A 12943-nucleotide genomic window follows, 5' to 3' on the forward strand; every position below is an offset into this window, starting at 1 on the left:
GTCGGTTTGGGCGGCAGATCGAAATGGTTCGGGTAAGCAGATAGATTGGCATTTTACCACAAAACAAGCAAGAGGTAAACTAAAACATCTATATCCTAACTTATAATGCGGTCAAAGCACTATTTACAATAGGTCTATTTTTTTCTTGTTTTATTTCTACAGTTAATTGTGCATCAGAACCTGATAAAATTGTTAATAATGAAGCTGAGCTTAGAGAGGCGATCAACAATGCGCCAACTAAAAAAGCATTCACCATTGCGCTAAACAATGACATCACCCTAACAGAGTCCACAATCATCATTCCGGCTGATAAAAACATCATACTCACAAGCAACAAAGCAACAAACTACTACAAACTAATCGGGTCTGTACATGAGCCGTCACAGGTAACGGTTGGGGAGTATAGTGTGAGTACTATTACTGTCAATGGCGATGCTATATTGGAGCTTGATGGTATAGGTATAACTCACGCATGTAATTATGGGGGCTATACCGTAACTGTTGCTGAGAAGGGCCAATTTATTCTTCATAGGGGTTTAATCTCAAGCAACATTGGGGGTATATACAACAATGGTATTTTTTTGATGTATGATGGTGAGATTTCAGACAACAGCGTCATCAATGGTGGCGGTGTGTACAATAGGGGCACATTTACTATGTTTGGTGGCAAAATCTCAGGCAACAGGGCAGGAAACAATGGCGGCGGGGTATACAATGAGAACACTTTTGAAATGTTGGGTGGTGAAATTTCAGACAACACCGCATCTGGAGGGGGTGGAATATACAACTGGGGCGGTGCCAATGCAATAAATTACAAATTTACATCAGGAGACACAAAAGAGTTTTTGGGGTATAAGGGCCAATATGGCGGCAGTTTTACTTTATCAGGTGGAATAATCTCGGGTAATACCGCATGGCGAGGTGGCGGCGTTGGTAATCATGGTGTTTTTATCATGAGCGGGGGTTTGATTTCAGACAACACCGCTACAGTAAGTGGGGGTGGGGTAAACAATGGCCAAACTATTGCTAGTGGTAATTTTGAAATGTCGGGTGGTGAAATTTCAGGCAACATCGCTGAGAAAGGAGGCGGGGTGTATAATTTTTTTTACAGCACAATTAGTTTGATGGATAGTGGTGTGATTTCGGGTAATACCGCTGAATTGGGTGGCGGCGTATGTATTGATGGCGATTTCAATATGAGGGGCGGAATGATTTCGGGTAATACGGCATCTAATAATGGCGGTGGGGTGTATCTTGGAAATGGTATTTTCAAGCTGTCGAGCGGTAAAATTTCAAAAAATACCGCAACAAACGATGGCGGCGGAATTTGGGTTGACAATGAAAAATTAGATCTACTCTTTGTCGCTAATGGGGTAGTGTTTTCAAGTAATCGTGCTTCAGCGGCATACGATCGAGACTCTATGCACGATAAGGTATATCGTTCACAAATAGACAATACTGTTACTTGGACTGCTCCTTTTACTCAAGGGTATAACAACTATGACATCAGCTACACATCGGGTAAACAAGTTGAGATAACAGATAACAGACCAGCGGTGACAGACAACGAGAACTCCAATTCAGATAATGGGAACTTTAATTCAAGCAATGAGAACCCCAATTCAAACAATGAAGTAGCAGATATGCCAAGTTATAGTATTGCTGCAACCGTTTTATCTGGTTTAGTAATAGGTATTGTTGTTGTATGTGGATTTTTGTATTTCAAAAGGTTAAAGAAAGCATACAAATAGATCGCACAAAACACACCAATACAGGTACTTTTCATCAGCATAATAATTACTGCAATAACCCTAGCTTAGAGTAATATCGAGATAGACCAACAAGAGATGTTTTTAAGATCTATGATTTAATTTGGGGAAATATTGTTGATAATTGGCAGATGGAAACAAAAGGAAAGTTAGTAGAAGCTGCGAGCTTCTTTGCGTTTTTCAGCTTCTTCGTAGAAGCGGAGGACTTCGTCGATGATTTCGACGTTTGAGAGTAGCATGCGTCTGCAACAGTAGCGTTTTAGGCCGAGGCTGTCAAGGACTTCGAGTGCATTTTCGCCGGATTTGGTTCTGCGTGTGAATTCGTCCCATCGGTCTCCAACCAACTTGCCGCAGGTGAAGCATCTTACTGGGATAATCACGTTGCTTTATCTCCTTATCTGTAGCTCTTTTGTTCCTTGGAACGTGCGCCTGCTCCGCCGAACTTTTTGGTTTCTTTGCCACGACTGTCTCCGGCAACCATGGTGCGGTCGTATTCACTAAAGACTGTGCGTAGATGAGTACTCTTGGTCCATTTGAGCAACCCATTGGCTATAGCCATACGGGCAGCTTCTGCTTGGCCCATGTAGCCTCCGCCGCTTGTTTTAACGTCCATATCGACCTGTTGCCAGACTTCGCCGCCTGCTTGCAGGAGGGGTTCCATGATTTTTGCTTTGGCGATGTCAGGTTCGTAAATTTCAACTGGGGTTAGGTTTATGCGGACTTTGCCGACACCTTGTTTTATAATGGCGCGGGCAACTGCAGTTTTTCGTTTTCCACTTACTACGAGGACTTTTTTAGTTGTTGGCATAATTATTCCATCCTGTTTCTCCATCCGATTTCGCTTGCGAACTCGCCAAGGGTGAAACGGGGTCCCTTCAAATCACTTGATTGTGCATCAACAAAAGACACCATTTGTTTGTCTTTATATTCTGCTGGGACACCCATGAAGACTTTGAGACGTTTGTAAGCGCTTTGACCCTTAGGTTGTTTAAAGGGTAACATGCCGCGGAGAGTTTTACGCAGATAACGATCGGGTCTACGGTAGTGGAAGGGGCCGCGTGCTGGTGCGCCGACTTCTAGGAAGAGATGACCTTCAGCTACTTTGCTCTTTTTCTTACCGCTAAAAATTGCTTTTTCAGCGTTGAGAATGATAACTTCTTCGCCGTTTATGAGCAATTTGGCGACTTTGCTACCCATGCGGCCTACGATTTGGCCTTCAGCATTCACGTATGTGACTTTGGGTGATTTTGCGCGTTTAGCTATTGTTTGGGACATTTCTTATTCACCGGATGATTTTTACTTTTGAGCCTGTGGGGTTTTTTGCCACAAGTTCTTGAATTGTAATGTATGTAGACTTTGAGGTTGCCAATTTGGCTTTTGCTGCACTAGATGCTTCAAAGGAGGCAACGGTTATTGAGTGATCCAGTGTTCCGGATGCGAGGATTTTGCCGGGGACTATTACTACATCGGCTTTTTCTGTGTGTCTGTTGATGTTGCTTAGGTTTACAGCGACGCGGTTGCTTCTGGTTTTAGCCAAATAGTCTGCTACGTCAAGCCAGATTGGAGCTTCTTGTTCTCGGCTTGTTTTGCGTAGTATACTGATAAGTTCGATTAATTGGGGGTTGGTGGTTTTGGTTTCTCTCATTGTTGTTCAGCCTTGATTTGTTCTTCAAACTCGATTAGTTGTTTAGCTAAAAGTTTTGTTGCTTCCTGTAGTACACGTTCGGGAGGAAGTGCACCTGTGGATTCGATGTTCATGATGTATTGGTTCTTTTCCCACTCTACTTTTAGGGGAGCTGGTTTTTGTGGGCATGCTTCGGTGCAGTCCATGCACATCGTGCAACTTAGGAGGTCTTTGACTTCGACCTTTTCATCTTTGATTGTGTAGACTCGTTTAGGGCAGATGTCGACACATTTTTGGCACCCGGAGCATTTTGTCTCAGGTACTGTGATTTTAGGATAGTATTTGTATACGCACATAGATACTGGTTGCCATTTGGCGTGTGTTTTACCTCTGCCTAGGCGTGCGTATGCTTCAAGTTTGAGTTTCTGGTTTTTGGCCAGTTTTACGATGGGAACTTTATCTGATACTGGGAGAATCTCAGGGTTTTCAGATACGATCTCACCGCTATATACGGTTCGTGTGCCGTCTTTGGCTTCTGCGTCTAGGGTTAGTGTGACGCGGCATTTTTGACATCCGAATTCGCTTTGACATTCGCATTCCTCAGGTGTGTTGTAGATGTCAAGGTTTGTTCGGAGCGGTGTTAGGCCTAGGCGGTGGGCAATGATTTCATCTTGGAGAATTGAGCTGTTTTCTATCATGACAACTTCTTCGATTGCCATGCAGGGAACCTCAGCGAGTGCTAAGCGACGCAGAGCATTCATTAGGGGAACGTCCGCGTCTTTTACGACTATACGGAGTTCAGTATTGTTTTTCTCCAAGATTTCTATCTTCACTTGCCTAACACTCCAATAAGGTTATCATAATTTTTGAGGTTAATAGATGCATTATTAATTTTTTCCTTAAACATATGAGGAAAGGGGGAGTTTAGACTCTTCGTCCTCTTCTTCCGCCGGGTCTGCGTGTTCCGTCGTGGGGAATCGGTGTGACTTCTTCGATGCGTTCAATGCGGAATCCAAACCGTGCTAAAGCGCGGATGGCTGCTTGTGCACCGGGGCCGGGAGTTCTTGGGCCACTTCCGCCGGGAGCGCGAACTTTGATGTGAATAGCTGTGACACCTTTGTCGCGTGCGATTTCTGCGGCACCTGTTGCTGCGCGCATAGCGGCATATGGTGAGGATTCCATCCGGTCAGCTTTGACGAACATGCCGCCGGTTGTGCGTGCGATGGTTTCTGCGCCAGATATGTCAGTTATGTGGATTAGGGTATTGTTGTAGGAGCTAAAGATATGGACAATAGCCCATTTTTCGTTGCGTTTATTGTTTGCTAGGTTACTCAAAATCTGCCGCCTCCACGTCCGCCTCTGCGTCCTCTCATGGGCTGGCGGATTTCGGGCTGTTTAGCTGTTACTGTAAGACCAAGGCGTAATGGGTGTTCTTGTTTTGCAACTGCGCTTTCAGGAGAGTAGATAATTGTTGCTTCTTCGACTTTAGGCACGATATAGCCGGGGATGGTTACACGATGGTTATCGATAGTTACATGGCCATGAGTGATAAGTTGGCGTGCTTGGAAGATGGTTCGTGCAAGTCCTTTGCGGAAAACTATGGTTTGCAGTCTGCGTTCCAAAATGTCTTCGATGGTTAAGTCGAGCACATTGTCAAGCACTGCAGTTTCCTGCAATATACCTTTCTTTTTGAGCTGTGTGAGGAGTTCGTTTTCCATCTTTGTACGTGCTTCAGCAGATTCACTGATGAGTGAGCGAGCAATGCCTCTGGCTTTAGACAAGGTAGTTTTGTGTCTCCAGAGCTCATGCTTGTTACGTAAACCATACTGCCCCAAGAGTTTAAGTTCTTCTTGGAGAACATCTTTACGCCATCGAAAACGAGGCGTATCAAACTTTTTACGCTGCTTCTTTGGATCTCCCATGCTTATTTGCCTCCATCAGATGAGCCTGATTTTTGCATCAGAGTCTTCTTCTTGACACCCAACGCTTTACCTGCTCTACCAGTGGTTTTGGTTCTTTGGCCTCTGACTTTCAGGCTGTAAGCATGGCGGTATCCACGCCAAGACCTGATTTCTTTGGCACCATCAATATCAGTTTTAATTTTAAATGCCAAATCTGCCCCTAAAACATGCAGATCTTTACCAGTATCGCTGTCTTTTCGGCGATTGAACATCCAACCGGGAATGTTGTATTTAACTGGATCTCTAATAACATCCTCAATTTTACCGACGTCAGAGTCTGCTATTAAACCGACGCGAAGGTCAGGGTTTACGCCTGCTTTCTTGAGGATTGCATTTGAGAGACTGGTGCTAATACCTTTGACATGTGCAACTGCGTAAGATACCTTAACTGTACCTTGGACGTCTGTGCCCATGATGCGAACAATGTAACGGTATTCCTGTGACATGCTGAATTTTCATCCGTTTTTTAGCTTGAAGCATATACGAAATGAGCCAGTGTTTATTTAAACCTTCCCCATGCAGAAACAACCCGGCGTAGTTAAGTAATCCAAATTCACAAACCACCGCTCACAATGAGAGGATCTGCTAAGAACATCATCTATGCTTTCTTAACTATGTCGATAACATTTAATGTTGATTGTATCCAGTGCATATAAGCATTTATAGTGGCACGAAGTGCAACAGTATCCTCTGCTGTAATCGTCAAAGTTAGGCAGGTACCGTCTTTTTTGAGATTTACTGTTGAGCGATGTGTGGGAGGCGCTTCTGTCTCAGGCATCAAAGCAACCATCAAGACATCAAGTTGCTCTTCTGAGCCAAAACTTAAACAGATAGAAGCACTGGCTGACATAAGCTACACCCAAGAAAAACTAAATATATAAAATAAATTAAAAAGAAGAAAGAAGATTATTCAATGTTTTCAGTTTCGTCTTCTTCGATTGTCGGCTCGACGGATTCCTCGTCGGTAACCGCAACCTCGGCTGGAACTTCTTCAATCTGTCTGCCCTTAGCTGCGCGTCTTGCAATAGTTCCAAGTTTTGTTGTAGGCATGTATGCTCCGCCTGCAAAGGTATACTCGCATTTCTTGCAACTCCAGACACCAACGCTTACGCGTCTAACACGGACAAATCCGCATTGGGGGCATCTGTGGGGTTTTTTGAGATCTTTTATGACTTTAACGTAACGTTTTCGGACTGTGGAACCGTACCGAGGACCTAAACCTCGGGTTGGACCTACTTTCTTTGTCTTGGGCAACTTTTTCACCAGTTGAGTTTTTTGCGCAGTTCTGCGGCTTTGTCCAGAGCAATCTTTGTTGCTTCTAAAATCTGTTGCGGTGTGAAAAAGCTTGAGCCGCCCTTCTGAACAGCACAAATGTTGCCTTCTTCGTTGGTTGCAAGAGTTATGCGTGAGTCCATGACTGATTCTTCTTCTAGCCCAGGGTCAACGATGAGTTTGTTGTTTATTTTGCCGATAGTGACTGTAATTGGGTGGCTCTTCATAGGCAGAGGTGTGTAGCCTTGTTTGATTTTGAGTTCGCCGTCTTTGATCTCATAGTTTGGCATCTTGGTGTTCATCAATGCAGCCATAGCAGCCATAGCAGCAGCATCTATGAGGTTGCCGTCATGGTTTAAGACATAGACATCAACAAATACAACAAAGACTTTTTTGCCAGCTTCTATGCATAGTTTTTCAGTGTTAATAGCGTGTGATTCTCTGATACCTCTGTCAACAACGCGGGCAAGTTCGATGCTTCTTTCATCAGGTGGTCCGGGTTCAAAGTCGGGGTGTGCAAGCGGCACTAGTTCTGCGTTAACAGTCATGACACCATCGTTTGGAGTGTCTGGGAATGGTTCACCGGTTTCAACCTTTACGCCGACAAGAACCTCAGTTTTTCCTAGAAAAACACGGGCAGAACCTTCTGCTTTTTCAATTATACCCTGTTCGATCTTGATTTCTCTTGTGTCGAGTAAACCCCGGTCGTCGAGGCGTTTGCCTTTCTCAATGAGTTGTTCTATATGTTTTAGTTTAACTTTAGTTACAAGGGAAGACATTACTCTTCAACCTCCTTAACAACCATGTATTTTGTTTTTAATGCTTCTTTTTGCATTGTATAGATTTTTTTGCAGCCTTCCATAGCCATGTTGACTGCTTGTTCGAATTCATCAGGTGACAAGACGCCGTCCATCTGAAGCAGAGTGACCGCATTTAGATTAGGCATATATGCTACTGGAACATCTGCTGAGCCTAGTTTGTCTTCTGCATCATAGAGATCCACAACCACTGTGTCATCAACTTTGCCTGCGGCGCATGCGACAACTAGGTCTTTCATGGGGACACCGGCATCTGCGATTGCTAGAGCAGCAGCGGTGATGCTTGCACAACGGGTTCCGCCGTCGGCTTGGAGAACCTCAACAAAGACATCTACACCTGTTCGGGGGTAGAGTTCCAAAAACAATGCGGGTTCAAGTGATTCCTTTATAACTTTAGAGAGTTCGACTTCACGACGTGATGGGGCAGGAGATTTACGTTCTTGTACGCTAAAGGGTGCCATGTGATAGCGGCATCTTAGAACCATACGATCTGCTTGTGCTAGATGTTTGGGGTGCATTTCTCGGGGGCCAAATGCGGCGGCTAAAATTTTGTTTTTGCCGTGTTCAATATAGGCTGAGCCGTCTGCGTTTGGAAGTACACCTACTTGAAGTTTAACTGAACGAAGCTCATCCGCTTTTCTTCCATCACCGCGGATGCCTTTTTTGTCAATTAATTTATCTGATTTTTCATTCATTGTGGGGTTTCCTCTATTATAGCTGGTTGTTTTATTTCTTTCAATAACTGGGTAATACGGTCAGTTAAGCCGCTGGTATGGGATTCTTCTTCTATTTTGCGGATAACCATTATAGCGACCTCTTCATTTTCGGGGGTTTTACCGGTGACTAGAATTACACCGTTGAGGCCAAGTATGATTTGACAGTTAGTTTCCTGTTTAATCATAGATATCATAGAACCTTTGCGTCCGATGATACGGGGGATCTTTGTTGGAGTTACTCTTAGGATTTGACCGCGGGTAATTTTTCCCAAACCTGGTTCAGCAACTGTTAGTTGGGGGTCGTGTGCCCGGTCGTAGGATGCTATTTTGGCAACGATTAAGTCACCTGCATTAAGAACTGCAGATAATTCGTCGTTTTGAGGTTTAAAGGGTCTGCTAAGTACGTCTGAGGCACGCAGGAGTGCAGTATAGGGTGCTTGTATGTCTACGGTCCAGCCGTTGAAGCCTACTTCTATGATGGTACCGATTATTATGTCACCCATTTTAGGCACATAAAAAGCCCTAAGTGCAACTACGTTAACTTTTTTGTTGTCACTGTCTACAAGGCCAATCCTTGAGGCGTAGATCTTGCCGTTTTCCACATACGAGTTTTCGCCGGGTAAATAGTCGCCTTCAGCGAGTAATTCTCCGGGTGTCACGAGTTGTTTTTTTTCAAAGAATGTTGGCATAAAATCACCTTTTCTTCATATTATCGTCATTTTAGATTATTTTCGCTTCTCCAGTGCCTTTGGTTAGATCGCCTAATTTGTTTAGAAGCGAGGCGTATGAACCGATAGGCATTTCTAGTTCGCCATACCAAGAGCCGTCACTTCGCCATTCTTCACGTTTTATAGTACCTAATGTTTTAACAGAGCCGTATGCTCTAACGGAGTATTGTGCAGAAATTTTGATTGCTACTGTGATCTGTTCGATTTTTAGCGGCAGAATTGGACGAAGAAGTTTTATGATATCTCTAGCTTGCTCTTCGACTGATTTGTAGGGATCAATGGGATAGTGAATTTGCTCCATGGCGTTTTCTATGCGCATTGGAGGATGGGGCAGATTTGTTTTTGGATCAACTGCCTGTCTAGAAATGAAGTCAATTACTTGTCTGCGTTTATCGTCGACCATCTTTCTTCTTTGGTCGGTTGTAAGCTGAAGGGTTCCTTTTTTTAATATTTCATCAGCTATTTTGAGCGCATCTACCGTTTTGAACGCTTTTTTCATAGCCTCTTCAGAGACTTTGGTGCCCTTGTTTGCATCGATAAAAATTGTTTCAGCGGCTAAAACCTCCGTTATAGAGGAGATTTTGCCGTTGCGGTATTCTAGGGCTTTGTTGGGTTTGACTAGGATTTCAAAGTGTTCGTTCTCTCTGGTTAAGCGTGCGACGGTGAACTTTTCGCTCATACCATGTCACTTGCTTGAACCCAGCTCTTTAATGTAGCCTTCTACTGTGTTGTCGTTTAGCATTTCGAGTTTCTTTGTAGTGGTTGGGATAACTGCGATTTTGATTCGGGGCGGTAACTGACGTGCCTCAAGCGCTTTAACAAGGCATTTAACCGCTAGCTTTATGGTACTGTCTAAGTCAAGGTCTTCTTTGTATTCTTCTTTGAGTATGTTTATGACTGTGTCTCGACCTGCACCTAGAGCGGTAGCTTTAACTCCGCGGTATGTTCCGCTTGGATGAGTTGCAAAAACACGTGAACCGGTCTTGTCAACCCCGCCAAAAATCAACGAAACACCAAAAGGCCGCACACCTGCATGCTGAGTGTACATTTGTTGAATGTCACAAATACGCTTAGTTACGACCTCTATGTCGATAGGCTCGTCATAGGTCAGTTTATTACTCTGTGCATAAACACGCGCTTGATCAATTAGAACACGGGCATCAGAACTTAAACCAACGATAGCCGCTCCAACATGATCGTCTACGCGAAAGATTTTCCACGAATACCCTGCTTCTTCAAGGGCCTCTATATTTTCTTCTGACCCCAGAATTACTCCAGCTGAGGTTTGAATGCCCAAAATCGTGGCGCCTCGGTTGACAAGTTCCATTGCGTATTCGACTTGGAAAAGCCGACCATCAGGCGAGAAAACAGTTATTGCACGGTCATATGCTCCTGGTGCTGCAAATACAGACATAACGTATTAACCTCACTTTACTCTATTGACTTTTTCACAGTCTCATATAATAACTATACTAAAAACCTTCCTATAAAAAGAAAACCCAAAAAACGCCAAAAACACCTAAAAAGAAGACGTTAAACACCCAAAAAACTACTTTTTGATACAAGATATCACCACTGCACCATTTTTCAACAACCAATAAAAGGCTTATCCTGCCGTTACTGATTGCTTTATGCAACACGCAAACACTCACAGCACCCAAACCGTCACCAATAAAAAGAGATAACAGAGTTGCTCATTAAATGGTACATATCCCTGCTATGAATTATGTTAACAAATCTATACCCCGTCATAATTAATAACAGTGCTTTTGACACCACAGCATATAACGGCTCTTAAAAATGTGAACCTACAGTGTTAACAGCCAGCGGAATAGTATGGCAACATGTAAAATTCAGTGCCTCAATGACAGAATTCATATGTAATTGCTCATCTAAAACAGATTTTTTGTTTTTAGCCAGTTGTGGAACAACTTGGTCTGTTGAGCTATGACGGGTTTACTGTTCCAGATAAATCCTGATATGATAACTATGAATCCTACAAACTGCATTGTTAAAATGGGGTCATCTGTCATCGACGGGTTTTGGACATAAAAAGAGTAACCGACATCGATGGTAGGCTGGACCCGGAAAATCAGATAAGGTGTTGTCGTCAGTTGCTGTGCACTAAACATGTTGGTAATTAGGGGGGTAACTAAAAGAGCCAGTCCTGCTATGACCACTATGGTCATCAAAATGCGCCGGGGTTGAGTGGTTTGGTTGGCGTTCTTGAACAATAGAGCAGTTTTGGCTACTAGTGATGCGGCAACTATGCTAAAGAAGGGCAGGGTATGGTAGAGGTATTTGAAGGCGCTGGTATAGGGGGCTTTGAGGTTTAGGTTGACTGCCAAGTAGAGCACCAATCCCACGATAAAACTCAGCGTAAATAGACATATGAAATCGAAGAGAACCACCTTTTTGGGTAGATACCGCCAGAACAGTAGAGACGCCGCCAAAGATACTACAACTGTCACACAGAAGAACAGACCCAAACCATAGTTTACTAAAAAATCAGATGCAAAGGTGTAAGTGGGGGTGTAGTTTGTAAAGTTGTAGTCACGAAAGTCGTTGTGGTTAAAGAGGTATAGAAGTTCTTTGCCCAGGATAAGGTTGTACCAAAGGAAATGAGATATTGCGATGGGTGTAACAAAAACTGCAAGCTGACTGAGGACTAAAAATTTGTTTTTTGGGCGATGATAAATGTAGAGAATTGCCAGAGGGATGAGCATAAAAACGGCGAACTGTTTAGTAAGCAAAGCGGCGGCAAAGAGAACCCCAGAAAGTCCAGCCAGTTTTAGGGAGTCTTTACGGATAGCCAAAATGCCCACATACAGGTAAGCTAAACTCAGAAGCAAACACTGTGTGTCGATAAGAAATGCCCGAGTCATAATCAGTTCCCAGGGGGCCAAGGCAAAAAATGCGGCGGCAAAAAGGCCGGTAGTTTTACCATAGAATTCTCGTGCCAAAAGATACACCAGTACCGTACAACCCAAGCCAAATAAGGTTATAATCATAATACCAGTTTCAAGGTTAGCGCCAAAAATTGTAAAATGCAGGGCTTGAGTGTAGAACCCCAGCGGCGGCATATTGAAAAGATCGCCATAGCTATCGACACTAGGAGGACCAAAGCGGTCAAGATAGGGATAACCCCATCGAAGCACCCCACGAGTTGTGTTATATTCAAGCTGTGTATCCAGCGTTTCATAAGGTCCCATTGGAAGCGAGACAATCAAAACACCAATTAAGATGGCTAAGAGAGGATAAATTCGGCCCAGCAGGGTTTTGATGTCAGGTCTGTTCAACATACCACGAGTTTTCTCCAAGCATGCTGATGCTGATAGCGGAATCAAAATAACTATGAATCCATTACCATAAAAAGCATTCTATTGATATAAAATTAATACAGCAAAGAAAGAGCAGTAAGAGAACTGAATTTATGGGAGACTCACCACATAACATAGTAGAGAAGGGAAGATAATGCCGAGAGTAACAAATTTTGAAGTTCTATGTAGAAAAGAACAATCCACATTGTCTATTCGGACTAAAACAAGTGTACAAAACTTGCCAATACTAATTGGTGAGAGTTATGGGAAAATGGGTGCATACCTACAAGAGATAGGTGAATACTTGGCAGATATTCCCTATGTGGGTTATTTCAATATGGATATGCAAAACCTTGAGGTAGAAATAGGATTTCCAGTTTCTAAACCACTGCCCGAAAAAGGAGATATCAAAGCAGGAACCATACCCGCAAGCAAAATTGTTTTTTGCATATATCGCGGGGCATATAGCGAAATTACATCAACCTATGATGAAATGGCAAAATGGATTGCAACCAAAGGATTCAAACCCACAGGCATAGCCTACGAGTATTACTACAACAGCCCCATGGATTTCTCTGAAAGTGAACTGCTAACAATGCTTGTTATGCCAATAGTATTGCTTTGACCGCATTATAAGTTAGGATATAGATGTTTTAGTTTACCTCTTGCTTGTTTTGTGGTAAAATGCCAATCTATCTGCTTACCCGAACCATTTCGATCTGCCGCCCAAACCGA

19 protein-coding genes are annotated in these 12943 nt (G+C 43.4%); 2 read left to right on the top strand and 17 right to left on the bottom strand.

Going from position 1 to position 12943, the window contains the following annotated elements; all coding sequences use genetic code 11:
- Positions 1 to 100 precede the first annotated feature (100 nt).
- The gene (locus tag FWF39_RS09995) at positions 101 to 322 is read right to left on the bottom strand and encodes a hypothetical protein (protein ID WP_343383298.1); all 222 of its coding nucleotides are present in this window, start codon (positions 320 to 322) and stop codon (positions 101 to 103) included.
- 85 nt (positions 323 to 407) lie between these two features.
- Between FWF39_RS09995 and FWF39_RS10000 the strand changes: the two genes are divergently transcribed.
- Entirely contained in the window at positions 408 to 1751 is a 1344-nt protein-coding gene (locus FWF39_RS10000; RefSeq protein ID WP_343383299.1) for a hypothetical protein, read from the top strand.
- 167 nt (positions 1752 to 1918) lie between these two features.
- Here FWF39_RS10000 and FWF39_RS10005 read toward each other — a convergent pair whose 3' ends face one another.
- From FWF39_RS10005 to FWF39_RS10080, 16 genes are all read right to left on the bottom strand, one after another.
- The gene (locus FWF39_RS10005; RefSeq protein ID WP_343383300.1) at positions 1919 to 2149 is read right to left on the bottom strand and encodes a DNA-directed RNA polymerase subunit N; all 231 of its coding nucleotides are present in this window, start codon (positions 2147 to 2149) and stop codon (positions 1919 to 1921) included.
- 14 nt (positions 2150 to 2163) lie between these two features.
- Complete coding sequence (locus tag FWF39_RS10010) at positions 2164 to 2577, bottom strand: 30S ribosomal protein S9 (protein ID WP_343383301.1); 414 nt, start codon at positions 2575 to 2577, stop codon at positions 2164 to 2166.
- Between the two features lie 2 nt (positions 2578 to 2579).
- Positions 2580 to 3044 carry a 50S ribosomal protein L13 gene (gene rplM, locus FWF39_RS10015; RefSeq protein ID WP_343383302.1) on the bottom strand — a complete coding sequence of 155 codons (465 nt, stop codon included), beginning with the start codon at positions 3042 to 3044 and terminating at the stop codon, positions 2580 to 2582.
- Between the two features lie 7 nt (positions 3045 to 3051).
- Positions 3052 to 3414: a 50S ribosomal protein L18e gene (locus tag FWF39_RS10020; protein ID WP_343383303.1), complete on the bottom strand. Its 363-nt coding sequence runs from the start codon at positions 3412 to 3414 to the stop codon at positions 3052 to 3054.
- Positions 3411 to 4226: a DNA-directed RNA polymerase subunit D gene (locus FWF39_RS10025; RefSeq protein ID WP_343383304.1), complete on the bottom strand. Its 816-nt coding sequence runs from the start codon at positions 4224 to 4226 to the stop codon at positions 3411 to 3413. The genes FWF39_RS10020 and FWF39_RS10025 overlap by 4 nt, the downstream gene beginning before the upstream one ends.
- A 91-nt stretch (positions 4227 to 4317) precedes the next feature.
- Positions 4318 to 4728 carry a 30S ribosomal protein S11 gene (locus FWF39_RS10030; protein ID WP_343383305.1) on the bottom strand — a complete coding sequence of 137 codons (411 nt, stop codon included), beginning with the start codon at positions 4726 to 4728 and terminating at the stop codon, positions 4318 to 4320.
- Positions 4725 to 5315 carry a 30S ribosomal protein S4 gene (locus tag FWF39_RS10035; protein WP_343383306.1) on the bottom strand — a complete coding sequence of 197 codons (591 nt, stop codon included), beginning with the start codon at positions 5313 to 5315 and terminating at the stop codon, positions 4725 to 4727. The genes FWF39_RS10030 and FWF39_RS10035 overlap by 4 nt, the downstream gene beginning before the upstream one ends.
- A gap of 2 nt (positions 5316 to 5317) precedes the next feature.
- On the bottom strand, positions 5318 to 5800 hold the full coding sequence (locus FWF39_RS10040) for a 30S ribosomal protein S13 (RefSeq protein ID WP_343383307.1): 483 nt from the start codon (positions 5798 to 5800) through the stop codon (positions 5318 to 5320).
- A 152-nt stretch (positions 5801 to 5952) separates the two neighbouring features.
- The gene (locus FWF39_RS10045; protein ID WP_343383308.1) at positions 5953 to 6204 is read right to left on the bottom strand and encodes a KEOPS complex subunit Pcc1; all 252 of its coding nucleotides are present in this window, start codon (positions 6202 to 6204) and stop codon (positions 5953 to 5955) included.
- Between the two features lie 56 nt (positions 6205 to 6260).
- Positions 6261 to 6608, bottom strand: coding sequence for a 50S ribosomal protein L37ae (locus tag FWF39_RS10050; protein ID WP_343383309.1), 348 nt, complete (start codon positions 6606 to 6608; stop codon positions 6261 to 6263).
- A gap of 5 nt (positions 6609 to 6613) precedes the next feature.
- Complete coding sequence (rrp42, locus tag FWF39_RS10055) at positions 6614 to 7405, bottom strand: exosome complex protein Rrp42 (protein ID WP_343383310.1); 792 nt, start codon at positions 7403 to 7405, stop codon at positions 6614 to 6616.
- A complete protein-coding gene (gene rrp41, locus FWF39_RS10060) occupies positions 7405 to 8139 on the bottom strand; it encodes an exosome complex exonuclease Rrp41 (protein WP_343383311.1) in 735 nt (244 codons plus the stop codon). The genes rrp42 and rrp41 overlap by 1 nt, the downstream gene beginning before the upstream one ends.
- Positions 8136 to 8849, bottom strand: a complete 714-nt coding sequence (rrp4, locus tag FWF39_RS10065) for an exosome complex RNA-binding protein Rrp4 (protein ID WP_343383312.1) — start codon at positions 8847 to 8849, stop codon at positions 8136 to 8138. Before rrp4 ends, rrp41 begins: the two co-directional genes overlap by 4 nt.
- A 31-nt stretch (positions 8850 to 8880) precedes the next feature.
- The gene (locus FWF39_RS10070) at positions 8881 to 9567 is read right to left on the bottom strand and encodes a ribosome assembly factor SBDS (RefSeq protein WP_343383313.1); all 687 of its coding nucleotides are present in this window, start codon (positions 9565 to 9567) and stop codon (positions 8881 to 8883) included.
- A gap of 6 nt (positions 9568 to 9573) precedes the next feature.
- The gene (locus tag FWF39_RS10075; RefSeq protein WP_343383314.1) at positions 9574 to 10302 is read right to left on the bottom strand and encodes an archaeal proteasome endopeptidase complex subunit alpha; all 729 of its coding nucleotides are present in this window, start codon (positions 10300 to 10302) and stop codon (positions 9574 to 9576) included.
- A gap of 478 nt (positions 10303 to 10780) precedes the next feature.
- Positions 10781 to 12190 carry a glycosyltransferase family 39 protein gene (locus tag FWF39_RS10080; protein WP_343383315.1) on the bottom strand — a complete coding sequence of 470 codons (1410 nt, stop codon included), beginning with the start codon at positions 12188 to 12190 and terminating at the stop codon, positions 10781 to 10783.
- Between the two features lie 172 nt (positions 12191 to 12362).
- Here FWF39_RS10080 and FWF39_RS10085 point away from each other — a divergent pair, with 172 nt between their 5' ends.
- On the top strand, positions 12363 to 12833 hold the full coding sequence (locus FWF39_RS10085; protein WP_343383316.1) for a GyrI-like domain-containing protein: 471 nt from the start codon (positions 12363 to 12365) through the stop codon (positions 12831 to 12833).
- Positions 12834 to 12943: the final 110 nt, after the last annotated feature.

Origin of the sequence: Candidatus Bathycorpusculum sp., assembly GCF_009778815.1 — an archaeon.
Lineage (GTDB): Archaea > Thermoproteota > Bathyarchaeia > Bathyarchaeales > Bathycorpusculaceae > Bathycorpusculum > Bathycorpusculum hydrogenotrophicum.

Bases quoted from the DNA above. Each gene is read 5' to 3' on its own strand.
- FWF39_RS10040 (WP_343383307.1), bottom strand. From the start codon at position 5,800: ATGTCACAGGAATACCGTTACATTGTTCGCATCATGGGCACAGACGTC.
- rrp42 (WP_343383310.1), bottom strand. From the start codon at position 7,405: ATGTCTTCCCTTGTAACTAAAGTTAAACTAAAACATATAGAACAACTC.
- FWF39_RS09995 (WP_343383298.1), bottom strand. From the start codon at position 322: ATGATGTTTTTATCAGCCGGAATGATGATTGTGGACTCTGTTAGGGTG.
- FWF39_RS10070 (WP_343383313.1), bottom strand. From the start codon at position 9,567: ATGAGCGAAAAGTTCACCGTCGCACGCTTAACCAGAGAGAACGAACAC.
- rrp4 (WP_343383312.1), bottom strand. From the start codon at position 8,849: ATGCCAACATTCTTTGAAAAAAAACAACTCGTGACACCCGGAGAATTA.
- rplM (WP_343383302.1), bottom strand. From the start codon at position 3,044: ATGTCCCAAACAATAGCTAAACGCGCAAAATCACCCAAAGTCACATAC.
- rrp41 (WP_343383311.1), bottom strand. From the start codon at position 8,139: ATGAATGAAAAATCAGATAAATTAATTGACAAAAAAGGCATCCGCGGT.
- FWF39_RS10045 (WP_343383308.1), bottom strand. From the start codon at position 6,204: ATGTCAGCCAGTGCTTCTATCTGTTTAAGTTTTGGCTCAGAAGAGCAA.
- FWF39_RS10085 (WP_343383316.1), top strand. From the start codon at position 12,363: ATGCCGAGAGTAACAAATTTTGAAGTTCTATGTAGAAAAGAACAATCC.
- FWF39_RS10080 (WP_343383315.1), bottom strand. From the start codon at position 12,190: ATGTTGAACAGACCTGACATCAAAACCCTGCTGGGCCGAATTTATCCT.
- FWF39_RS10020 (WP_343383303.1), bottom strand. From the start codon at position 3,414: ATGAGAGAAACCAAAACCACCAACCCCCAATTAATCGAACTTATCAGT.
- FWF39_RS10010 (WP_343383301.1), bottom strand. From the start codon at position 2,577: ATGCCAACAACTAAAAAAGTCCTCGTAGTAAGTGGAAAACGAAAAACT.
- FWF39_RS10075 (WP_343383314.1), bottom strand. From the start codon at position 10,302: ATGTCTGTATTTGCAGCACCAGGAGCATATGACCGTGCAATAACTGTT.
- FWF39_RS10035 (WP_343383306.1), bottom strand. From the start codon at position 5,315: ATGGGAGATCCAAAGAAGCAGCGTAAAAAGTTTGATACGCCTCGTTTT.